13 protein-coding genes are annotated in these 21604 nt (G+C 68.1%); 7 read left to right on the forward strand and 6 right to left on the reverse strand.

Going from position 1 to position 21604, the window contains the following annotated elements:
• Positions 1 to 92: 92 nt before the first annotated feature.
• Entirely contained in the window at positions 93 to 1082 is a 990-nt protein-coding gene (locus Q8J98_RS00285) for an asparaginase (protein ID WP_305292465.1), read from the forward strand.
• A 93-nt stretch (positions 1083 to 1175) separates the two neighbouring features.
• Here Q8J98_RS00285 and Q8J98_RS00290 read toward each other — a convergent pair whose 3' ends face one another.
• A complete protein-coding gene (locus Q8J98_RS00290; RefSeq protein ID WP_305292466.1) occupies positions 1176 to 1934 on the reverse strand; it encodes a TSUP family transporter in 759 nt (252 codons plus the stop codon).
• Between the two features lie 191 nt (positions 1935 to 2125).
• Between Q8J98_RS00290 and Q8J98_RS00295 the strand changes: the two genes are divergently transcribed.
• Entirely contained in the window at positions 2126 to 3778 is a 1653-nt protein-coding gene (locus tag Q8J98_RS00295) for a Na/Pi cotransporter family protein (protein ID WP_305292468.1), read from the forward strand.
• Positions 3779 to 3784: 6 nt separating this feature from the next.
• Here Q8J98_RS00295 and Q8J98_RS00300 read toward each other — a convergent pair whose 3' ends face one another.
• The 3 genes from Q8J98_RS00300 to serB form a co-directional block, all read right to left on the reverse strand.
• A complete protein-coding gene (locus Q8J98_RS00300; RefSeq protein ID WP_305292470.1) occupies positions 3785 to 4504 on the reverse strand; it encodes an alpha/beta hydrolase-fold protein in 720 nt (239 codons plus the stop codon).
• Between the two features lie 107 nt (positions 4505 to 4611).
• Positions 4612 to 7317 (reverse strand): DUF2339 domain-containing protein, encoded by a 2706-nt coding sequence (locus Q8J98_RS00305; RefSeq protein WP_305292632.1) that lies wholly within the window; start codon positions 7315 to 7317, stop codon positions 4612 to 4614.
• A gap of 66 nt (positions 7318 to 7383) precedes the next feature.
• Positions 7384 to 8256 carry a phosphoserine phosphatase SerB gene (gene serB / locus Q8J98_RS00310; protein ID WP_305292472.1) on the reverse strand — a complete coding sequence of 291 codons (873 nt, stop codon included), beginning with the start codon at positions 8254 to 8256 and terminating at the stop codon, positions 7384 to 7386.
• Positions 8257 to 8411: 155 nt separating this feature from the next.
• Between serB and Q8J98_RS00315 the strand changes: the two genes are divergently transcribed.
• The 5 genes from Q8J98_RS00315 (at position 8412) to bktB (ending at position 13888) form a co-directional block, all read left to right on the forward strand.
• Entirely contained in the window at positions 8412 to 9560 is a 1149-nt protein-coding gene (locus tag Q8J98_RS00315) for a phosphoserine transaminase (RefSeq protein ID WP_305292473.1), read from the forward strand.
• Between the two features lie 63 nt (positions 9561 to 9623).
• The gene (gene serA, locus Q8J98_RS00320) at positions 9624 to 11219 is read left to right on the forward strand and encodes a phosphoglycerate dehydrogenase (RefSeq protein ID WP_305292474.1); all 1596 of its coding nucleotides are present in this window, start codon (positions 9624 to 9626) and stop codon (positions 11217 to 11219) included.
• Between the two features lie 62 nt (positions 11220 to 11281).
• Positions 11282 to 12016 carry a metallophosphoesterase gene (locus Q8J98_RS00325; RefSeq protein ID WP_305292476.1) on the forward strand — a complete coding sequence of 245 codons (735 nt, stop codon included), beginning with the start codon at positions 11282 to 11284 and terminating at the stop codon, positions 12014 to 12016.
• A gap of 74 nt (positions 12017 to 12090) precedes the next feature.
• Positions 12091 to 12636 (forward strand): DUF2585 family protein, encoded by a 546-nt coding sequence (locus Q8J98_RS00330; RefSeq protein WP_305292478.1) that lies wholly within the window; start codon positions 12091 to 12093, stop codon positions 12634 to 12636.
• Positions 12637 to 12712: 76 nt separating this feature from the next.
• Positions 12713 to 13888 carry a beta-ketothiolase BktB gene (gene bktB / locus Q8J98_RS00335; RefSeq protein WP_305292480.1) on the forward strand — a complete coding sequence of 392 codons (1176 nt, stop codon included), beginning with the start codon at positions 12713 to 12715 and terminating at the stop codon, positions 13886 to 13888.
• Between the two features lie 147 nt (positions 13889 to 14035).
• Here the strand turns inward: bktB and pbpC are convergent, their stop codons facing one another.
• Complete coding sequence (pbpC, locus tag Q8J98_RS00340) at positions 14036 to 16042, reverse strand: penicillin-binding protein 1C (RefSeq protein ID WP_305292481.1); 2007 nt, start codon at positions 16040 to 16042, stop codon at positions 14036 to 14038.
• 34 nt (positions 16043 to 16076) lie between these two features.
• Entirely contained in the window at positions 16077 to 21533 is a 5457-nt protein-coding gene (locus Q8J98_RS00345) for an alpha-2-macroglobulin family protein (protein WP_305292482.1), read from the reverse strand.
• Positions 21534 to 21604: the final 71 nt, after the last annotated feature.

The following is a 21604-nucleotide window of genomic DNA, read 5'->3' on the forward strand; positions in this document are numbered from 1 at the left end:
CCTTTTCAACTCGATATCGAACAGATAGCGCAAAATTGGCGGCGGGTAAAACCCATCTTGGCGGGAAACCGCCAAAACCCCGGGAGGATTGCATGGCGGCGGTGCCGATGGTCGAGCTGTGGCGGGGCGGGCGGCTGGAAAGCGCGCATCTCGGGCATGCGGTGGTCTGGGGGCCGGGCGGCATCGAGGCGGCATGGGGCGACCCCGCCGCGGTGATCTTTCCGCGCTCGTCATGCAAGATGATCCAGGCGCTGCCGCTGATCGAAAGCGGCGCGGCGGCGGCGGCCGGGCTGAGTGCGCGGCAACTGGCGCTGGCTTGCGCCAGCCATCAGGGCGCGGCGATCCATACCGAGGCGGTGACGGCGTGGCTGGCGGCGCTTGGCCTTGGCGAGGCCGATCTGCGCTGCGGGGCGCATTTGCCGAATGACCCCGAGGCGCAAAAGGCGCTGGTCTGTTCCGAAATCGCGCCTTGCCAGATCCACAACAACTGCTCGGGCAAGCATGCCGGGTTTCTGACGCTGACCAGGCACCTGAAGGCCGGGCCGGAATATGTCGATCCGGCGCATCCGGTGCAGCGCGCGGTGCGCGAGGCATTCGAGGACGTGACCGGGGAGGCAAGCCCAGGTTTTGGCATCGACGGCTGCTCGGCCCCGAACTTCGCCACTTCGGTGGCCGGGCTTGCCCGAGCAATGCAGTTTTTCGCCGTTGCCAACCCAGAAGGCAACCGCCGCGAGGCGGCAGCGTCGCGTTTGGCGCGGGCGATGATGGCTTACCCGGAAATGGTGGCGGGCGAGGGCCGCGCCTGCACGCATCTGATGCGCGCCATGGCCGGAAAGGTGGCGGTGAAAACCGGAGCCGAGGCGGTGTTCGTGGCAATCCTGCCGGAGCAGAAACGTGGCATTGCGCTTAAGATCGTCGATGGCGCCACCCGCGCCTCGGAAGCGGCGATCGTGGCGCTTCTGGTCAGATACCGCGCGCTTGCGCCTGCCGAACCGGTGGTGGCGAAGTATCTGACCGGACCGCAAAGAAACTGGCGCGGCCTCGTTACCGGCGAATTGCGGCTGGCGGCAGGGTTTGCCTGACAGCGCGAATTGCTTCAGGAAAAATATCCCCGCCGGAGGCCAGCCCGGGCGGTGCTGCGCTCCGCGGGGGATATTTGACCTGAAGCAGGCGGCTCAGAGCATCTGCCAGATCAGCCGCAGCGCCAGAAGCGTCGAGGTGGTGACGAGCAGCGGCTTGATCAGCCGCGCGCCGATTCGCATGGCAAGCCGCGACCCGAGCCGCGCGCCCGCGACCTGCGCCAGCCCCATGGCGATGCCCACGGCCCACCAAGGCGCGCCGATCAGCGCGAAGGCCAGCAGGCCGCCGAGGTTGGAGGCGAAGTTCAAGAGCTTCGTATGCGCGGTGGCGCGCAGCACGCCAAAGCCCGCAAGGGTGACAAAGCCGATCATGTAGAAGGCACCGGCACCGGGGCCGATCAGCCCGTCGTAAAAGCCGATCAGCGGCACCACGAAGGCGGTGAAGGTGGCGGGGGCAATGCGCCGGGCGCGGTCGGTATCATCCAGCCCCTTGCGCAGCCAGAAAAACCCGGCGATGCCGATCAGCACCAATGGCAGGACGAGGCGCAAGGGTTCGGTCGGGATCACCGAGACGAGGAGCGCACCGGCGATGCCGGCGGCAAAGGCGACCCCGGCGGTGCCGAGCTGATGGCGCAGGTCCACATGGCCCTGCGCGGCATAGCTGAGGGCTGCGGTCGCGGCACCGAACACGCCTTGCACCTTGTTGGTCGAAAGCGCCTGCAAGGGCGAGGCCCCGGCAAGCAGCAGCACCGGCAGGGTGATGAGGCCGCCGCCGCCCGCGATACTATCGACAAACCCCGCCGCGAAGGCGGCGGCGATGAGCATGAAGGCGAGGTCGAGGGAAACTTCAAACATCGGGCGCTCCGGGGCGAGGCGGCCTTGATCGGGGCTGGCCGGGGCGAAGTAAAGGGGGGCTGCGCGGCGGGCAGCGGAATTCGGCGGGCATGGACTTTCCGCTTCGGATCGTCACAAATGGCGGGATTCCGGCGGTTCGGCGCTTTGCGCCATGCGGTGCCGGATCTGGAGGCGTTTTGGAAAACCCCGGCGTGGTTCTGTTCTTGCTGCATGTCGCGGGCGCGGCGGCGTTGCTCATCTGGTCGGTGCGGCTGGTGCGCACCGGGGTCGAGCGCGCATTCTCGGTGCCGCTGCGGCGCTGGCTGCGGCTTGGGGCTGGCCGCCCGGCGCTGGCGGCGATTGCGGGCGCGGGCGTTGCGGTGCTGATGCAGAGCGCAACCGCGGTGGCGATGCTGGCCACGTCGTTCATTGCGGCGGGCACGATGACCGCTTCGGTGGCGCTGGCGATCGTGCTTGGGGCCGATGTCGGATCGGCGCTGGTGGTGCAGCTGCTGCTTTTGCGCGCCGATTGGCTGGTGCCGCTGTTGCTGCTGGCCGGGGTCACGCTGTTTCTGCGCAGCGAGGCCAAGGTGCTGCGCCAAAGCGGCCGGATCATCATCGGGCTGGCGCTGATCTTCGTCTCGCTGGGAATGATCCGCGATGCCACCGAGCCCTTGCGCGAGAGCGCGGCACTGGCGGCGGCGATGGGCTATCTGGGTGGCGATGCGGTTTCGGCGTTTCTGATTGGCGCGGTGTTCGCCTGGGCGGTGCAATCGAGCGTGGCGGCGGTGCTTTTGGCGGTCACATTCGTGGCCGAGGGGCTGATGCCGGTTCCGGTGGCGGCGGCGATGGTGTTGGGGGTGAACCTTGGCGGCAGTTTCATCGCCTGGTTCCTGACGCTTTCGGCCGAGATCGAGGCGCGGCGCGTGGTGCTGGCCAATCTGATGCTGCGCGGCGGTGGCGCGGTGCTGGCGCTTTTGGCGCTGGGCACTGTGGTGCGGTATCTGCCGCTTGTCGGCGCAGGCGGGGTGCGGCAGATCCTGACGCTGCACCTTGGCTTCAACCTGATCGTGGCGCTGGTGGCGCTGCCGTTTTGCGGCCCGGTTCTGCGCGCCACGGCGCGGATCTTGCGCGCCCCCGAGGTGCCCGCAGATCTGGCGCGGCTTTCGGCGCTGGAGCCTTCGGCGCTGCCCTTTCCCGACCGGGCGCTGGCCTGTGCGGCGCGTGAGGTGCTGCATATGGGCGAAGAGGTCGAGGCGATGCTGCGCCCGGTGCTCCGGCTTTATGCGAGTTGGGACGCGCCGACCGCCGAGGCGATCCGGCGCAAGGAAAGCGCGGTGGACCGGATGCATTTCGAGACCAAGCTTTACCTCGCACGGCTGACGCGCGAAAGCGAGGGGGTCGAGGTGGCGCGGCGGTCGGTGGAGCTTGCCGATCTGGCCGCGAACATCGAGGCGGCGGGCGATGCCGTTTCACGGGTGATGTTGGGGCTTGCGGCGCGGATGGGCCCGGAAAACCTGCGGTTTTCCGAGACCGGCTGGCAGGAGCTGACCGATTTTCACGACCGGGTTCTGGCCAATGCGCAGGCCGCGCTGAACGTGCTGATGACGCTCAACCCCGATGCCGCGCGGGCGCTGGTGGAGGAGAAGGAGCGGGTGCGCGTGGTCGAGCACGATTTGCAGCGCTCGCATCTGGAGCGGCTTCGGCAGGGGCTGGTGGAAAGCATCGAGACATCGAACGTGCATCAGGAAACGCTGCGCGCGCTCAAGCAGGTGAACACCGCCTTCACCATGGTCGCCTATCCGATCCTGTCGGAAACCGGCGATCTGCTGGCCAGCCGGTTGGCGCGACCACCGCAGGGCTGAGGCCTGTCAGTTGGCCTTGCGGGTGAAGAGGTCGAAGAAGAAGGCCAGACCTTCGGGGCTGCGCAGCGAATTCATCGAATGGGTGTCGCCCGGGCGGATCTCGAAATAGAGATCGACCCCGGCGGCCAGCAGCGCCTGGCGCGATTGCTCGGCCCCGGGGTGGTAGGCGGTATCTTCGCCGCCGACCATCAGGCTGATCGGCAGGTCTTTCAGCGGTGCCACATTGGGCAGGTCCGCGTCGGCCAGATAGCTTGAGGTGGAGACGATCGAGCGGAACAGTTCAGGGTGGCGGATGGCCACGCGGAGCGACGATTCGCCACCCGCGCTATGGCCGGTGAGGTAGAACTGGCCGCCCTCGACCGGGTAGAGCTTCAGCATCTCGGCGAGGAACTGCGGGATCAGCGTATCATCGGCATAGGGGCCATACATCGGGCGCACGCCGTTGTATTCGGTGGAGACGCCGATCACGATCATGCCGCGCGCGCCCGCTTCGGGTTCGAACCGCTCGACCATGCTCATCGCACCTTCGATGGTCTGCTCGCCGCCGGGTATGGCAAGCAGGGTCGGGTAGGTTTTGGCGGCATCGTAGCCGGGTGGCAACGCCAGCGCATAGTAGATGTCGGAATTGTCGGCGAGTGTCACCATCAAGCGCTCAACCGCCTGCGCGGGGGTGGCAAGTGCAACTGCCAGCACGATCGCCGCAAGGCGCGCAAACACGATGTTCATCTGGTTCTCTCCCCTGATGCCCTTCGGGGCAGCGCCGCGATTTCGCAATGCCCCCTTTTAGCGGAGAACTGCGGGCTCACCGCGTGGGCAAAGTGTCGCGGCGGCGGTCAGGCTTCGGGGTCGGGCGCTGCGGCACCGCGCTGTTGCGCGGCGGCCCAGCGATTGAGCCATGCGGTGCCTGCAAGCGCCAGTCCAAGGCCGAGGAAGGCGGCGACGCGGGTGAGGCCGGTCAGGCCCGCCGCATCGATCAGGAACACCTTGAGCACGGTCAGCACCACCACCGCCATTGCCAGCCGCCGCAGGCCCGCCGAGCCGCGCGCGATTGACTGGTAAAGCAGCAAGGCGGCGGCAAGCACCATTGCCACGGTGTAGCTGATCAACTCGCCCTGCGGCAGCCGGTCAACCCAGAGCGCATCGCCGACCCAGAAGCGGCGAATCTCCAGCCCCAGCCAGAGCGCGGCAAAGAGGCCGGAGCCCCAGAGCAGCGGCAGGCGCAGCCACGGCAGCCGGTTGCGAAAAGCGCGCGCCGCTGCAAAGGCCAGCGCTGCGGGCACGAGGTAGGCGAGGGTCAGGGTGTCGAAAGGCGTGGGGCCAGCCACTGCGTTGTCACCCGCGAAGCCTGCGGAAACCAGCGGGTTGGCCACCAGCGCCGCGATCAGCAGCCCGGCAAGGCCCATCGCGCCGGTGAGCGCGGCCAGCGCCTTGCGAAACGGCAAAAGCGGCCCGCCCGCCTGAAGCCGCCAGAGTGCCACGAGCGCGGTGACAAGCCAGGGCAGCGCAAGCAGCGTGACACCCCAATGCGTGGCTGCGGCATCGCCCGCGAAATTGTCGCGCAGCCAGCGGAAGATGACGACATCGATGAGAATGGCGGCAAATCCGACGCCGGCGCTTTCCAGAAGCGGGGTGACCCGATCGCGCCCGAGACCACCGAGCAGCACCCATGCCGCCGCCATCGCCCCGCAAGTGGCGAGGAAGCCGAGCGCAACCTCCCAAAGCGGCGCGGTGAGCGCCCAGTCAATGCCGGGATCGAGCAGCAGCCGCCAGCTCAGCACCAGCAGCGCCGCCTGAATGTACCGGCCCATTTCCGGCAGCCGGAAGCGGCGGTCGAGTGCGGCGGCCACCACCACCAATGCGGCGAGCGCCACGGTCAGCGCGGTTTCGGTGAGCAGGATGAACAGCGCGAAGGCGATGAGCGAGAGCGCGGAAAGCGTGGCCAGCGCGGCGCGGCGCAGGTTTTGCGCATCGTCGCGGGCGTAGAGCACCGCAAGCCAGACCATCAGCGCCGCCAGCGCCATGATGTGCAGCGCCCAGGGATTGTCCCCGATCACCAGCGCCGGGGCCCAGAAAAGTTCAAGCGCCAGCGCCGCGAGGGGGGCAAAAAGCACCGCCCCGGCCGCCCAGATCAGCGCCAGCGGTGCATCCGCCGCGCGCAGGCTGCGCCAGGCGGCGGCAAGGCTGCCCGCCAGCGCCGACGCCAGAAGCATGGTGACAGTGACCGGGGCCGAGGTTTCGGGCTCGCGCCAGACGATCATCTGCGCCATGAATTCACCGTGCAGCGGCCCGCCAAAGGCCTCAACCGCCAGCCGCGCGAGAAAGCCGAGCGCGGGCAGGGCGGTCAGGTCGGCCAGTGCCGGGGCGGATTTGGCCCAGAGCGCGAAGGCCAGGACGAGGGCGGCGAGCAGCGCGAAGATCAGCAGGCTTTCGGCGGCGGTATCGGTGCCGAGCAGCATCAGCGTCAGGCAGGTGGCCAGAAGCATGCCCGCGGCGAGGCGCACCGGGAAGGCGGGCCATTCCGCCGATTTGCGCAAGAGCCGGTCGGATACCATGGCACCCGCATGGACTGGCCAGAGCCGCAGCGGCGGCACCGCGACGGCAAGGAGGGCGAGGCCCGCGAGCATCGCCGCGAACCAGCCCGGCGCGCCGCCACCCGCCAGCGCCATTGCGCCGCCCGCATAGCCAAGCGCCAGTGCCAGCACCGAAACCCAGGCCCAGCGGCGCGCCGCGTCGATGCCAAGCCCGGTTGCGGCGATGAGCGCGAAATAGGGAAAGAGCCACCAGATCACATCGCTTGCGCCGCCGACAAGGAAGGGGGCGGCGGTGGCACCCACCAGCCCGACCGCCGCCAGCCACGGCCCGTAAAGCCAGCCAAGCACCAGCGCCAGCGCGGCAGTGGCAACGAGGCCCGCAAAGGCCAGTTCGGGGCCGATCAGCCCGTAAAGCTGCCGTGCCGCGATGACCGAGGCAAAGAGCGCCACGATACCGGCACCGGCAAAGGTCGAGGGCAGGTGGGCGGTGACCTGCCGCGCGCCGTCGCCGTGTTGGCGGCGCAGCCATTCGCCCGCCGCCACCAGCGCGAGGCCAAGCACCATTGCCGCCGCCACCCGCGCGGCGGGGGGCAGCAAGCCGTGCTCGACGCCGTACTGCAGCAGGAAGATCGCGGCGAGCGCCAGCGACACCGCCGAAACCACATAGACCCAGTTGCGCGCGAGCCAGCCAAGCGCGGCACCGAACCGTTCCGCGCTGATCACCAGCGGGCGGTTCTGATCGGCGGGCGCGGGCGTGGGGCCCAAGGGAGCGGCTGCGGGCCGGGGCGGGGGCTGCCAGTGCGACGGGGTTTCGGCTGGCGTGGCAGGGGTGGCGAGAGGCACGGGTTCGCTGGCCGCGTCGGGCTGCACGATTGCGGGGCTGCCGCCTGCCTCGATCCGGGCGAGCCTTTCGCCAAGCCGCCGCAGCCGGGCGGCCAGCACCAGAGTATGGATCGGCAGCCAGATCAGCAGGCCGACGACGGCCAGCGCCAGCAGGATCAGAAACATTTCCAAGATGCGCGCCCCCGCCAACCAGTGCGCCCAAGCTAGCTTGCGGTGCGCAGGCTGGCAATCTCAGGCGAAATCGGTGACCGCGTAGCCTTGCAGATAGAGAAGTGCTGTCAGATCGCCGTGGTTGATGCGCAAATCGCATTGGGCGGCGACCGCGGGCTTGGCGTGCAGCGCGACCCCCGCGCCCGCAAGATGCAGCATGCCGAGGTCGTTGGCACCATCGCCCACCGCGATGACATCGGCGGCGGTAAGGCCGAGGCGAGCGGTGGCGCGTTCGAGCGCGGAAACCTTGGCGGCGCGGCCAAGGATCGGGCGGGCAACCTTGCCGGTAAGCTTGCCATCGGCGACCAGAAGCGTGTTCGCGTGGTGCTCGTCAAACCCCAGATGCGCGGCGACAGCGGCGGTAAAGGCGGTGAAGCCACCCGACACCAGCACCGCATGGCCGCCGAAGGCGTGCATTGTGGCAACCAGCGCGCGCCCGCCGGGCGTGTAGCTGATGCGCTCGGCCAGCACCCGGGCGATGACGGTTTCGGGCAGGCCCCCGAGCAGCCCGACCCGCTCGGTCAGCGCGGCCTCAAAGTCAAGCTCGCCATTCATCGCGCGGGCGGTGATGTCTTTCACCCGCGCGCCGACGCCTGCCATATCGGCCAACTCGTCGATACATTCCTGGCCGATCATGGTGCTGTCCATGTCGGCCAGCAGCATGCGTTTCTGGCGACCCTCGGCGGGCTGCACGCAGAGGTCGATGCCGAGCGCCTGCAACCCCTGCCAGATTTCCCATTGGTTGGCGGGCACCTGCGGCAGGTCGAACTCGGCCGCCACGCCGGGGTTGAGCCAGACCGCCGCACCGCCACCCCAGGCATCGCGCAGGCTTTCCACCGCCACCCGATCCAGCGGGCGGCCTGCGGGGTTGGCGATCAGGCTGGCGATGAACATGGGGGCCGGTTTCCGAAAGTGAACGGGGCACGTCGCAAAATGCGCGCAAAGCGGCGCTTATCGCAATTTCGCCGCTTGTGCCAGTGCCGCGCTGGCGCTATTCCCGGCGGCGGGACACCCCTCCCCAACGGGGGGCATTTATCTGGAAGGATACCATGTCTGAATACGAGACCCCGGCTGCGCGCCCGGCTAACCCGCGCTTTTCCTCTGGCCCCTGCGCTAAAATCCCCGGCTTCACGCTGGAGATGCTGGCCGATGCGCCGCTTGGCCGGTCGCACCGCGCCGCAGTGGGCAAAGCCAAGCTGAAAGAGGCGATCGAGTTGACCCGCGAGGTGCTGCGGGTGCCTGCCGATTACCGGATCGGCATCGTGCCCGGATCGGATACCGGGGCGGTGGAAATGGCGCTTTGGTCGCTCCTTGGGGCGCGGCCAGTGGAAATGCTCGCCTGGGAAAGCTTTGGCGAAGGCTGGGTCACCGATGTGGTCAAGCAGTTGAAGCTTGATGCCAGGGTGCGCAAGTCCGCCTATGGCGAGATCGTCGATTTTGCCGAGGTCGATTTCAGCGCCGACGTGGTTTTCACCTGGAACGGCACCACCTCGGGCGTGCGGGTGCCGAATGGCGATGCCATCCCCGCTGACCGTGCGGGGCTGACGATTTGCGATGCGACCTCGGCGGCCTTCGCGATGGACCTGCCTTGGGACAAGCTCGATGTGGTGACCTTCTCGTGGCAGAAGGTGCTGGGTGGCGAGGGCGGGCACGGGGTGCTGATCCTCAGCCCCCGCGCGGTCGAACGGCTGGAAAGCTACACCCCGGCCTGGCCGCTGCCGAAGGTCTTTCGGCTGACCGCCAAGGGCAAGATCAACGAAGGCATCTTCGTGGGTGAGACCATCAACACGCCCTCGATGCTGGCGGTCGAGGATTACCTTGTGGCGCTGAAATGGGCGAAAGCCATTGGCGGGCTTCCGGCGCTGATCGCGCGGTCCAACGCCAATGCGCGGGCGATTGCTGACTATATTCGCGGCAAGGACTGGATTTCCAACCTCGCGGTGGACCCGGCTACGGCCTCGACCACCTCGGTGTGCCTGAAGTTCACCGATCCGCGCATTGCGGATGGGGCGGGCTTTGCCAAGGCGGTTGCGAAGCGGCTGGAAAAGGCAGGCGTGGCGCTGGATGCGGGGGCGTACCGCGATGCGCCGCCCGGCTTGCGTATCTGGTGCGGCTCGACGGTGGAAACCGCCGATGTGGCGGCGCTGATGCCCTGGGTCGAATGGGCGTTCAACGCCGAAATCGCCGCGCAGGCCTGAATGGCGGGGTGGGCAAGCGCCCGCCCGCCTTTCCACATTTCCGACATTTCAAGGAGCCCAGAAATGGCACCCCGTGTTCTCGTATCCGACAAACTCTCTGAAACCGCCGTGCAGATCTTCCGCGATCGTGGCGTGGAGGTGGACTATCTGCCCGATCTCGGCAAGGACAAGGAAAAGCTGCTGGCGGTGATCGGCCAGTATGACGGCCTTGCAATCCGCTCCGCCACCAAGGTGACCGAAAAGATCCTTGCCGCCGCGACCAGGCTCAAGGTGATCGGCCGCGCCGGGATTGGCGTGGACAACGTCGATATTCCCGCCGCCTCGAAAAAGGGCGTGATCGTGATGAACACGCCGTTCGGCAATTCGGTTACCACCGCCGAGCACGCGATTGCGATGATGTTCGCGGTGGCGCGGCAACTGCCCGAGGCCTCGGCCAGCACCCATGCCGGGAAATGGGAGAAGAACCGTTTCATGGGGGTGGAACTGTTCAACAAGACGCTCGGCGTGATCGGCGCGGGCAATATTGGCGGCATCGTCTGCGACCGCGCGCTGGGGCTGCGGATGAAGGTCATCGCCTATGATCCGTTCCTCAGCGACGAGCGGGCGCAGAAGATGGGGGTGACCAAGGTCGAGCTGGATGAGCTGCTGGCGCGCGCCGATTTCATCACCCTGCATGTGCCGATGACCGAAAAGACCCGCAACATCCTGAGCCGCGAGGCGATTGCGAAGATGAAGAAGGGCGTGCGCATCATCAACTGCGCGCGCGGCGGGCTGATTGACGAGGCGGCGCTGCAGGAGGCGCTGAGCGCAGGGCAGGTGGCCGGGGTGGCGCTTGATGTGTTCGCCACCGAACCGGCGACCGAATCACCGCTGTTCGGAATGCCGAATGTGGTCTGCACGCCGCACCTTGGTGCCTCGACCACCGAGGCGCAGGAGAACGTCGCGCTGCAGGTGGCCGAACAGATGTCGGACTACCTGCTGACCGGGGCGGTGCAGAACGCGCTCAACATGCCTTCGGTGACGGCGGAGGAAGCGGCGGTGATGGGGCCGTGGCTGAAACTGGCGGCGCATCTGGGTGCCTTCGTCGGCCAGATGACCGATGAGCCGATCAAGGCGATCAATATTCTCTATGACGGTGCGGTTGCCGAGATGAACCTTGCGGCGCTCAATGCCGCTGCCATCGCGGGCATCATGCGGGCCACCAACCCAGATGTGAACATGGTCTCGGCCCCGGTGATCGCGCGCGAGCGCGGCATTCAGATTGCCACCACAAGGCAGGAAAAATCGGGCGCGTTCGATGCCTACATCAAGCTGACGGTGGTGACCGAAACCCGCGAGAGGTCGGTGGCGGGCACCTGTTTTGCCGATGGCAAGCCGCGCTTCATCCAGATCAAGGGCATCAACATCGACGCCGAGGTGGGCGCGCACATGCTTTACACCACCAACCGCGACGTGCCCGGCATCATCGGCACGCTTGGCGGCACGATGGGCAAGCATGGGGTGAACATCGCCAACTTCACCCTTGGCCGCGCCAAGGCCGGGGGTGACGCGATTGCCATTCTCTATCTCGACGAGCCGCTGAAACCGGCGGTGATTGCCGAATTGCAGGCGACCGGTCTTTTCCAGCAGGTGAAGCCCTTGCAGTTTGAGGTCGCCTGAAGCCTGTGGTAACGAGTGCCGGCCTTCCGCCCAGGCGGAAGGCCTTTTCATTGCGGGGCATCATGCAGACCTATGCCGTCGGCGACATTCACGGCCAACGCGCGCTGCTGGAGCAGGCGCACGAACTGATTGCGGCGGATCGCGCGGCCAATGGCGAGGCGGATGCGCCGGTGGTGCATGTGGGCGATGTGGTGGACCGTGGCCCCGACAGCCGGGGATCCATCGCGTTCCTGATGCAGGGGCAGGCGGCGGGCGCGCCGTGGCTGGTGCTGAAAGGCAACCATGACCGGATGTTTGAGGGCTTTCTCGCCGACCCCTGGCAGCGCGACCCCGGCCTGCGAGCCGAGCTGAGCTGGCTGCACCCACGGCTGGGTGGGCCGCAAACGCTTGAATCCTACGGGCTGCGAAAACCGGCGGATCGGCCGGTCGATCAGGTCCATGCCGAGGCCTTGGCTGCGGTGCCGCAGGCGCACCGCGACTGGCTTGCCGGGCTGCCGCTTTACCATCTGCGCGGGCAGGCGCTGTTCGTGCATGCGGGCATCCGCCCTGGTGTCGATCTGGCGGCGCAGCGCGAGCATGACCTCTTGTGGATCCGCGCCGATTTTCTGGAAGATACCCGTGATCACGGCGCGCTGGTCGTGCATGGCCACACCGCGATCGATGCGGCGCGGCATCATGGCAACCGGCTGAACATCGACAGCTCGGCTGGCTATGGCGGCCCGGTTTCGGCGGTGGTGATCGAGGGCCGTGATGCCTGGCTCTTGACCCCGGCGGGGCGGGTGCCGCTGCTGCCCTGAGCCGCTGCATTCCGCCCGCATTCCTGCCGCCGCCCCGCCTTGCCAAAGCCCTGCCCGCGTGCTTGCATGGGCACATGCGTATGCGCCTCGTGCCCTGGGCCTGGGTGGTCGTGCTGATGGCCGCTGCCGCCGTGGCGATGCTGCTTTCCGGCCGCGCGCTGGTCTGCGGCTGCGGCAGCGTCCGGCTTTTCAGCGCTGCCGCCGAAACCGCCGAGGTCTCGCAGCAATTCACCGATTGGTACACGCTTTCGCATCTGGTGCACGGGTTGCTGCTTTATGGTGCGGCGTGGCTGGCGCTGCCGCATCTGGCCTTGGCATGGCGGATGGTTGCCGCCGTGGCGGTCGAGGCGCTTTGGGAGGTGATCGAAAACGCCGACCCGATCATCGGGCGGTTCCGCGCCGAGGCGGCGGAACTGGGCGCGGTGGGCGATACCGTGCTGAATGCCGAGGGCGACATTCTGGCAATGGTGGCGGGGTTCTGGCTGGCGCGGCTGTTGCCGGTCTGGGCTTCGGCGGCACTTGCGGTGGCGCTGGAACTGCTGGCCTTCTGGGCAATCGGCGATGGGCTGGTGCTGATCGTGCTGCGCCGGATCCTGCCCGCGGCGGTGCCCGGCGGCTAGCCCACGACGCCGCGTAAAGGCTGGCGCGGGGAGGCGCGCGCAGCTAGGCTTTGGCGGAACTCTGGGGGAGATTACCATGACAGACATCGTCATCCTGTCGGGCGCGCGCACCGCTATCGGCACCTTCGGCGGCAGCCTTGCGGGGCTGGGGCCGATCGATCTGGCGACCATCGCCATGAAGGCGGCGCTGGAGCGGGCCGGGGTTGAGGGCGGGCAGATCGGGCATGTGATGCTTGGCCATGTCATCAACACCGAGCCGCGCGACATGTATGTGAGCCGCGTTGCGGCGTTGCAGGCGGGGGTGCCTGAAACCACGCCTGCAATGAACGTGAACCGGCTGTGCGGCTCGGGCGCGCAGGCGATCGTTTCGGCGATGCAGGCGCTGATCCTGGCAGATGCCGATTTCGCCCTGGCAGGCGGCGCGGAATGCATGAGCCGCGCCCCCTACAGCCTGCCCGCCGCGCGCTGGGGCCAGAAGATGGGTGACGTGAAGGCCGTCGACATGATGACCGGCACGCTCAACTGCCCGTTCGGCAGCGGCCACATGGGGGTGACGGCGGAAAACGTGGCGCGCGAGATCGGCATCAGCCGCGCCGATCAGGATGCCTTCGCGCTGGAAAGCCAGCGCCGCGCGGCGGCGGCAATTGCGGCGGGGCATTTCAAGGCGGAAATCGTGCCGGTCGAGATTGTCGGGCGCAAGGGAACAGTGGTGTTCGACACCGATGAGCACCCGAAGGCGACGAGCCTTGAGGCGCTTGCGGCGCTGCGGCCGGTGTTCCTCAAGGACGGCACGGTAACGGCAGGCAACGCCAGCGGCATCAATGACGCCGCGGCGGCGCTGGTGCTGGCGCGGGCCGATGCGGCGGCGAAAGCCGGGCTCGCCCCGCGCGCGCGCATTCTCGGCTATGCCCATGCCGGGGTGCGGCCCGAGGTGATGGGGCTCGGCCCGGTGCCCGCCGTGCGCGCGCTGCTGGCGCGGACCGGGCTCAGGCTGGCCGATTTCGACTGGATCGAATCGAACGAGGCTTTTGCCGCGCAGGCGATTGCGGTCAGCCGCGAGCTGGGGCTTGATCCGGCCAGGGTCAACCCCGACGGCGGCGCGATTGCGCTTGGCCACCCGGTAGGGGCCACCGGCGCGCTGCTGACGGTGAAGGCGCTCCATGCGCTGGAACGCAGTGGTGGCCGCCGGGCGCTCATCACCATGTGCATTGGCGGCGGTCAGGGCATAGCGCTGGCGATCGAACGGGCCTGATCCTGCCGCCTGCTTTGGTCCAAATATCCCCGCCGGAGGCGACTGCGGCGCTGGTGCTGGCCTCCGGCGGGGGTATTTCGCGCGAAGACGAAGCGGCTTGGAGCCTGCCCGACAAAACTGGGCACCGGTTTTGTCGCCAGGCAGACCCTAGCGCAGGGTGATTTCGGCGCGGGCGGCATTGCCCTTGGCGTCGATCACGCTCAGCACGACAAAGCCGGGGCCGGGCATCGGCAGGGTGGTTTCACGCGCCCGGATCGCCAGCGCCACCGGCACGCCGTTGGCGAGCCAGGTGAAGGGCGGGGTGCCGCCGATGATTTTCACCGCCAGCGCGCCGCCGGGTGCCTCGATCAACGCGCCGTCCGGCGGGAACATCAGATCTGGCGCATCCGGGTTGCTGGTGGCGAAGGCCGCACCGCGGGGGCGAAAGCGTTGCAGCGGCTGCGGCAGGCGCTCGGTTGGCAGCAGCAGGGTTGCGGGGGGCGGCGGCGGCAGCGGGTCGGGGGTGGCTTTTGCGCGCCCGATCAGCTCGAACAGGATCGGTGCGGCGAGATCGCCGCCAAAGGCACCCGGCACCGGGGTACCGTCGGCGCGGCCAAGCCAGACCCCCGCGACGTGACGGCCGTCAAAGCCGAGCGCCAGTGCATCGCGGTGGCCGTAGCTGGTGCCGGTCTTGTAGGCGAGACGACCCGGCGCGGCCCCTGCGGGCGGCGGCAGTCCGGCGAGGATATCGGCAACCTGCCAGCCCGCCACCGGGCCGAAGAGGCGCTGCGTCAGCGGCGCGCCCGGCCCCGGCTCGGCGCTCAGCGTGATCGGCGCGCCGAGCCGGGCAAGGGCTGCATAGGCCTGCACCAGCCCTTCGAGGCTGACCCCGACCCCGCCCAGTGCTACCGCGAGGCCGGGCGTGCCCTCGACCTCGGCGCGCACACCGGCGCGGGTCAGCGTGGCCAGCAGCCGCGCCGGGCCGACCGCTTCGGTCAGGCTTACCGCCGGGATGTTGAGCGAGGCCTGCAACGCGGCGCGCACGGTGACGGTGCCGCGAAACTGCCGGTCGAAGTTTTGCGGCCGCCAGTTGCCGAAGGCGGTGGGGCGATCTTCGATCAGGGTTTCGGGGTGGGCGAGGCCGTCATCGAAGGCCAGCGCATAGATGAAGGGTTTGAGGGTCGAGCCCGGTGAGCGCAGCGCCGTGGTCATGTCAACGAAGCCCGCGCGGGCATCGCTGCTCCATTCCGCCGCGCCGACATGCGCCAGGATCGCGCCGCTCTGGTGGTCGGCAAGGATCATCGCGGCGGTCAGCCGGCCTTCCTGCCCCGCGACGGCACGGCGCGCCAGCGCCTCGGCGGCGCGTTGCAATGCGGGGTCGATGGTGGTGGCAATGCGCGCCGCCCCCGGCTGCGCCCGGTGCAGCCTTTCGGTCAGGTGCGGCGCGAGCGCGGGAAAGCCGCGGCGCGTGGCGGGGACGGGTTCGCGCAGTGCCGCCGCCACTTCGCTAGCGTCAAGCATGCCCGCCGCCGCAAGTCGGGCCAGCACGCGGGCCCTTGCGGCCTCGGCGGCTTGCGGCGCGCGGTCGGGGCGGCGCGCCTCGGGGGATTGCGGCAGCGCCACCAGCAGCGCCGCCTCGGCGGTGGTCAGACGGCGCGGCTCCTTGCCGAACCAGGCCAGTGTCGCGGCGCGGATGCCCTCCAGATTGCCGCCATAGGGGGCAAGCCGCAGGTAGAGGTCGAGGATTTCGACCTTGCTCAGCCGCTGTTCCAGCGCCAGCGCCACCCGGATCTGGCGGATCTTGCCCGCCACGCTGCCGGTTGGCCCTTCCTCGAGCAGCCGGGCAACCTGCATGGTCAGCGTCGAGCCGCCCGAGATCACCCGGCGGTTCCAGAGCGCCTGCGCAACGGCGCGGCCGAGCGCCAGCGGATCGACGCCGGAATGGCTGTAGAAGCGCTGATCCTCATAGGCCAGAAGCAGCGTCACGAAGCGGTCATCGACCGGGCCGGGTGCCAGACGCCAGCGGCCATCGGAAACCTGAAAGGCGCGCAACAGGCTGCCATCGCGCGCCAGCACCTCGGTGCCGATTTCCACCGAAAGCGGTGGCAGCTCGGTGCGGGCCACCCAGCCGCGCCCGGCATCGAGCAAAAAGGCGGCGGCCCAGAGGGCCGCCACCAGCAAGATCAGACCACGGTGCAAGCGCAACGGATCAGTACACCGTGACCCGCCCGGCAGCGGTCTGCGCGCGCATGTCGGGTCGATACATGTCTTCAACGCTTGCCGCCGGGTGGTGGAAACTGCCGGGGCTGATAGCGCGCACGATATAGGCAAGGCGGAAGATATCGCGGCCATACCAGTCGATTGCCGCAAGGAAGCGGTCCTGGCGGAACTCGGTCATCGAGGTGCCCTGGGCAATGTCGAGCCAGTCGAGCGCCGCGATATCGCCCGCCCGCAGCAGGTTCGGGTTGTCAATCTCGAAGCCAGCGGGCAGCGGGTCGTTGACCATCAGCCGCGCCGCGCCATCGGCCTCGTGCGGGATGATTTCGAGCACCACCACCAGCCTTGTGCCCTGCACCACGCTTTCGGGCGAAACCGCCTCGCCTTCGAAGGTGTAGTAGATGCGGTTGATCGTGTAGCCCTTGCCGCCAGCGGGTTCGGGCACCTCGGGAACGCCGAAGGTGGTCAGCGTCAGCGTGGCCTGGGTAAGCGAGCCGTTGCCGATGCTGGCCGGGCTGAACCCCGGCCCGTCATCGAGCACCCGCACCAGCGGCCCGGTGAACGGCATGCCGTTGAGGGTGAAGCCTTCGGCCCCGGGGCGGTCGATGAGCGCATGCGTGGCCATCAGCGCCCAGGTCGCCTCCTGGGTGGAAAGCCGCTGGCCCTGAAGCCGGAGCGCCAGCGCCTGGCCCGCCTGATCTGCGGCAATCACATTCGACCCCGCCTCGACTGCCAGCGCCAGAACCGCGGCCTGATCGCGCAGGCGGGTGCCGTAATCCACCCGCCAGAGCGGGGTTTCGGGCGAGCGGTCGGCCATCAGCCGCGCGGCACGGGCAAACATTGCGTCGGCCCGGGTCTGTTCGCCGTAAGAGGCGAGGGCGGCCCCCAGTTGTGCGGCGGCAAGCGGGGTGGCGAAATCATCGCCCTTCACATCGGAATAGTAGCGAAGATCGCCCACCGGCACCGCGCCTTCACGCGCCAGCACCATCAGCGCATAGGCGATATCGACACCGCCGCCGTTGCTGCCCGCATCGAATTCGGGCGCGTAGTTCACCTGATTGCGCAGATTGTCGAGCGCGTTGCGGAAGGCGTTTGCGGGCACCGCATAGCCCTGCGTCTGCGCCCGGCTGAGGAAGTCGGTCACATAGGCATCAAGCCAGAGGTCACCCGAGTCGGGATACCAGAGGCCAAAGGCACCGCTGGCATCCTGATTGGTCAGCACTTCGGAAATCGCGGCGGTGATGCGGGCGCTGATATCCTCTTGCCCGGCAAGACCCATCGCCGCGGCGACGTCGTTGAAATAAAGCAGCGGCAGCGCCTTTGAGGTGATCTGTTCGGTGCAGCCGTAGGGATAGGCATTGAGCGAAGCCAGAAGCCCCGCCGTATCGAACCGCGCCAGCGGCCCGACCGCAAGCGTGGCGTGTCCTGTGCCCGGCACGAAGCCAGCGAAGACATTGGCATCAAGCGTGAAGCTTTTGCCCGCCGCCAGTTCAAAGCGCGACTGATGCGAAACCGCCGGGTCGAGGCGCTGCACCGGGATGCTGAGCAGCTTTTCCAGCCGCTTGCCATCGGGCGTGGTCAGCGCAATGCGCAGCGTTTGGGTGCCTTCCACTTCCCCCGCCGTGACCGGAATGCTGAGCGAGAAGGTGCGGCGCGGCGCGAGGTTGACCTCGGTCGGGGTCGCGCCGAGGTTCAGCCCGGTGGCCGAAACCTCCAGCGCCATGCGGCCGGGCGCGCCCGAGGTATGGGTCAGCTCCAGCAGCAGCCGCGACTGATCGCCCGGGGCCATGAAGCGCGGAACGGTGGCGGTGACCACCACCGGATCGCGCACCAGCACATCGGTGCTGGCCTGACCGATGCCCGAAGCCGACCACACCACCGCCATCAGCCGCACCGTGCCGTTGAAGGCGGGCATGGCAAATTCGGTGCGGGCGTAGCCATCGGAACCGACAGTCAGCGGGCCGGAGAAATAGGCGACGAGCTCTTCGGTGGGGGGCGGGGCCTGCATTTTCAGCCCGGCGTCGGAATCGCCGCCAGAGCGCAACACGCCCAAAGTGCCCGAGCGCCCGTCGATCAGCCGCCCGTAAAGGTCGCGCAGGCCGATGCCAAGGCGGCGCTGGCCAAAATAATGCGCGGCGGGGTCGGGGGATTTGAACCCGGTCAGGTTGAGAATGCCAAGATCGACCGCGGCAATGGTGGCCCAGGCGGTTTCACCCGCTGCCACGCCGTCAACCTTCAGCGCCACCGGCAGCGGCGCGCGCGGATCAGAGGCTGCGGCCACTTCCAGCGTGGCATTCAGGTGCCGGGCACCGGGGTCAACGGTGGCGTGGGCAAGGCCGAGCGCGCGGTTCGGCACCCGGTCGGCGGCGGCGTTGGCCAAGGGGCGCAGCACCGAGGCGGTGACATAGGCCCCCGCGCCCCATTCATCGGTCACCGGCAGTTCGATCACGTTCTCGCCCGCCGTTACTGCCACGGTTTGCAGCGAAATCAGGTGGTTGGAAAGCACCGATACCACCGCCACGCCATCGGCCTGCGGCACCAGGCGCAACCGCGCCACATCGCCGGACCGGTAGCTTGCGGCATCGAGCGAAAGCGTCAGGCGGTCAGGGCTGTCGATGGCACCGGCGGGGGCATACCAGCCCGCGTAGAAATCCATCGAGGCCGCGGCATAGTTGCCGCTGACCGATTCGATTTTCAACTCGTAATGGCCCCAGTCAACCCGCGCGCCAATCTCGACCGCGCCTGCAGTGGTGAGCGCCAGATTGCCCTCTGCCACGCGGGTGCGGTGGGTTACCGGCTCCCAGTTCCAGGAGCCGGAAACGGCGTACCACTGGTAGCGGGTCTCAACCCGGTTCACCACCCAGTGCACCGGCATCGCGGCGGGGGCAGCATTTGCCCCGAGTGCGACGATCTGGAACCGCGCTTCGGTGCCTTCGGCAACCACATCTTCGGCGAACATCGGCTTGATGCCGAGGAAGGGCCGCGCCGGAAGCACGGTGCGGGAAATCTCGCGTTCGACCGGGCGCCCCGAGCCTTCATAGGCGCGCATGGTGAAGGATGCCGTAAGCGGCCCCATCACCTCGTCGCCGGGATCTGTCAGCACCGGGTAGTAGAGCGCCCGGCCCAGCGCATCGGTGGTTGCGGCCCCGAGAAAATCGTAGGTGGTACGAAAGCCCTCGTGCTGAAGTCCGAAACGGAAGCCGGGGTAGCCGTCAAGCGCCTCGGCGCGGCTCAGCCGCAGGTCGCCGTCAAGGTTGAGGTTGGCTCCGGGCGCGCCAAAGAGATAGCGCGCCTCGATGCCAAGCTCGACCGTCTGGCCAAGTGACAGCGGGCCTTCGGGCAGGGTCAGATCGAAGTCGATGCGTTCGGGCAGGAAGTCTTCAACGAGCACGCGCCGCGAGGCGAGCGGCGGCGCGTTCACATCGGCGAACACATCAAGCCGCCAGGTGCCGCGCGGCGCGCTGGCGGCAATCGGGAAGGCCACCACATGCCCGCCCGCGCCAAGGTCGGGGGCAAGGGTGCGCGCGTATTCCACCCCGTCGGGGCGCATCAGCACCGCCACCAGCGGCAGGCCGGGCAGCGCCCTTGTGGCCGCATCGCGGGCCAGCATGGTGACATTGACGGTTTCGCCGGCGCGGTAGGCGCCGCGGTCGGTGGTCAGGAACACATCGATCGGCGGGGCCGGGGGCATGCCTTCAACGCCCCGGTCGGAAAGGTCGAATTCGGCATCGGTGAGCGACAGGAAGGCCATGTCATCGCCCGCCGCCACGGTAACCAGCGCGGGTGCCGAGGAGCCTTTGCCGCCGGTAAGGCCGGGGGCGAAATGCGCATAGCCCTGCGCGTCGGTGGTGGCGGTGCCGAGCACCGCATTGGCCTTGGACACCAGTTCAACCGCAACACCTTCGCGCGCCCCGGCATCGGAAAGACCGCGCACCACCACATGCAGCCCGTCGCTGCCCGAAAGCGTGGAAAGCCCGAGGTCCGAGATCACGAACCATTGTGTGGCGGGGGGAATATCATAGGGGTCGGTGCCGGGAACCGCGGCTTGCAGCGCATAGACGCCGGGGCCGAGCGGCCCGGTGACTTCCTGCACCGGCAGCCGGGTGGTGACATCGCGGTTGGTCACAAGTTCAACCTCGGCGCTGCCTTTCCAGACGGTTTCGGCCATGGTTTCGTTGAAGTAGTCGAACGACCAGTAATCAAGCGCGCGGGCAAAATAGTCGTCACGCATTGCCGCGACCAGATTGCGGTCGGAGACCCGCAGCAGCGTGAGTTCCAGCGTATCGGTATTGACGCTTACCACCGGCAGGCCGGCATCGGCGGCGCGCGGCAGCACATAGGCGCGGCCATCAAAGCGCACAGCCGGGGTGCGGTCGCGGACATAGGCGGTAACGGTCACATCCGAGGCCAGCACCTCGCCGGTGGCGGCAGGCAGACCGGAGCGGAAGGTAAACGCATAACGCGCGCCATGCACAAGGCCCGCAACGCAGATCTGGCTGGCCTCGGCCTCGACCGAAAGCCCGGCCTCGGGCAGCTTCACGAAGCTTGCGTAATCGACGCCGGCGCGCACCAGATCATCGGTGAAGCTGACGCAGATCCTCGGGCTGGCGCTATCGGCCTCGACCTGATGCTCGGCAATCCGGAAGCCGTATTTTGCGGCGGCGTCCTCAAGCGCCGCGGCAATGTCTTCGCGCCGCGAGATCGACTTGGCGAGCCTGAGCGCGGGCACCATGTCGCGGCCGCGATCGACCCGTTCCAGCGCCTGGCTCAGCACCAGCAGGGCCTCGGCGCGGACCCCGGCAGAGCCGGTGCGCAGATAGCCGTTGATCGCCGCCAGCAGCGCCCGGTTGGCCTGCGCGTTCATCTCGCCGCTGTTGCCCCCCATCGCCAGCAACAGGCGGCCATATTCCAGCCAGTGGTCGGGGGCGTCGGTCAGGTTCAGCGTGGCACCCTGCAGCCGCATTGCAAGCCCGAGATCGCCGGAACGGCGCGCCTCGGTGACCGCGTCAAGCAATTGCGTGTCGGTCCAGTTGTTGGTCAGATGCGTCTGTGCCAGCGTTGCGGCCTGGGTGTAGGCGGCGGCAAGATCGCGCGCATCGAGAAACGCCAGTTCCGCTGCACGCCCGATGGCGCGGTTGGCCACACCGGCGGCGGCAAGGCGCATCCGCGCCGAATAGGCCCCCTGGTAGGCCGATTCGCGGGTAACCGCCGATTTCGGGAAGCACGAGCCGTTGCGGGTGTTGTAGGTCATTGCCACGCAAGCGCTGTTGGAAAGGCAGGCGGTCATGCAGGCTTCAAGCGTGGTATCAAAGATTTGGGTGATGTCGGTGCCGACAAGATCGAGGTTTTCGCTCAACACCAGCCGCTTTGGCGGGATCAGCGGTGTTTCCTGCGCGAAGACGGGCATGGCGAGGGCGCTCAGAAGAACCGCTGTCAGCAGGGCGCGCATGGGAAACTCCTTGATGGCTGAATGTCGGGATGGTCTCACTTTCGCCCTCATGGCGCAAGCGCGGGCGGTTT

The organism is Phaeovulum sp. (genome assembly GCF_030684035.1).
Classification (GTDB): Bacteria; Pseudomonadota; Alphaproteobacteria; order Rhodobacterales; family Rhodobacteraceae; genus UBA6213.

Bases quoted from the DNA above. Each gene is read 5' to 3' on its own strand.
- Q8J98_RS00290 (WP_305292466.1), bottom strand. From the start codon at position 1,934: ATGTTTGAAGTTTCCCTCGACCTCGCCTTCATGCTCATCGCCGCCGCC.
- Q8J98_RS00315 (WP_305292473.1), top strand. From the start codon at position 8,412: ATGTCTGAATACGAGACCCCGGCTGCGCGCCCGGCTAACCCGCGCTTT.
- bktB (WP_305292480.1), top strand. From the start codon at position 12,713: ATGACAGACATCGTCATCCTGTCGGGCGCGCGCACCGCTATCGGCACC.
- Q8J98_RS00325 (WP_305292476.1), top strand. From the start codon at position 11,282: ATGCAGACCTATGCCGTCGGCGACATTCACGGCCAACGCGCGCTGCTG.
- serB (WP_305292472.1), bottom strand. From the start codon at position 8,256: ATGTTCATCGCCAGCCTGATCGCCAACCCCGCAGGCCGCCCGCTGGAT.
- Q8J98_RS00285 (WP_305292465.1), top strand. From the start codon at position 93: ATGGCGGCGGTGCCGATGGTCGAGCTGTGGCGGGGCGGGCGGCTGGAA.
- serA (WP_305292474.1), top strand. From the start codon at position 9,624: ATGGCACCCCGTGTTCTCGTATCCGACAAACTCTCTGAAACCGCCGTG.
- Q8J98_RS00305 (WP_305292632.1), bottom strand. From the start codon at position 7,317: ATGTTTCTGATCCTGCTGGCGCTGGCCGTCGTCGGCCTGCTGATCTGG.
- Q8J98_RS00300 (WP_305292470.1), bottom strand. From the start codon at position 4,504: ATGAACATCGTGTTTGCGCGCCTTGCGGCGATCGTGCTGGCAGTTGCA.
- Q8J98_RS00345 (WP_305292482.1), bottom strand. From the start codon at position 21,533: ATGCGCGCCCTGCTGACAGCGGTTCTTCTGAGCGCCCTCGCCATGCCC.
- Q8J98_RS00330 (WP_305292478.1), top strand. From the start codon at position 12,091: ATGCGTATGCGCCTCGTGCCCTGGGCCTGGGTGGTCGTGCTGATGGCC.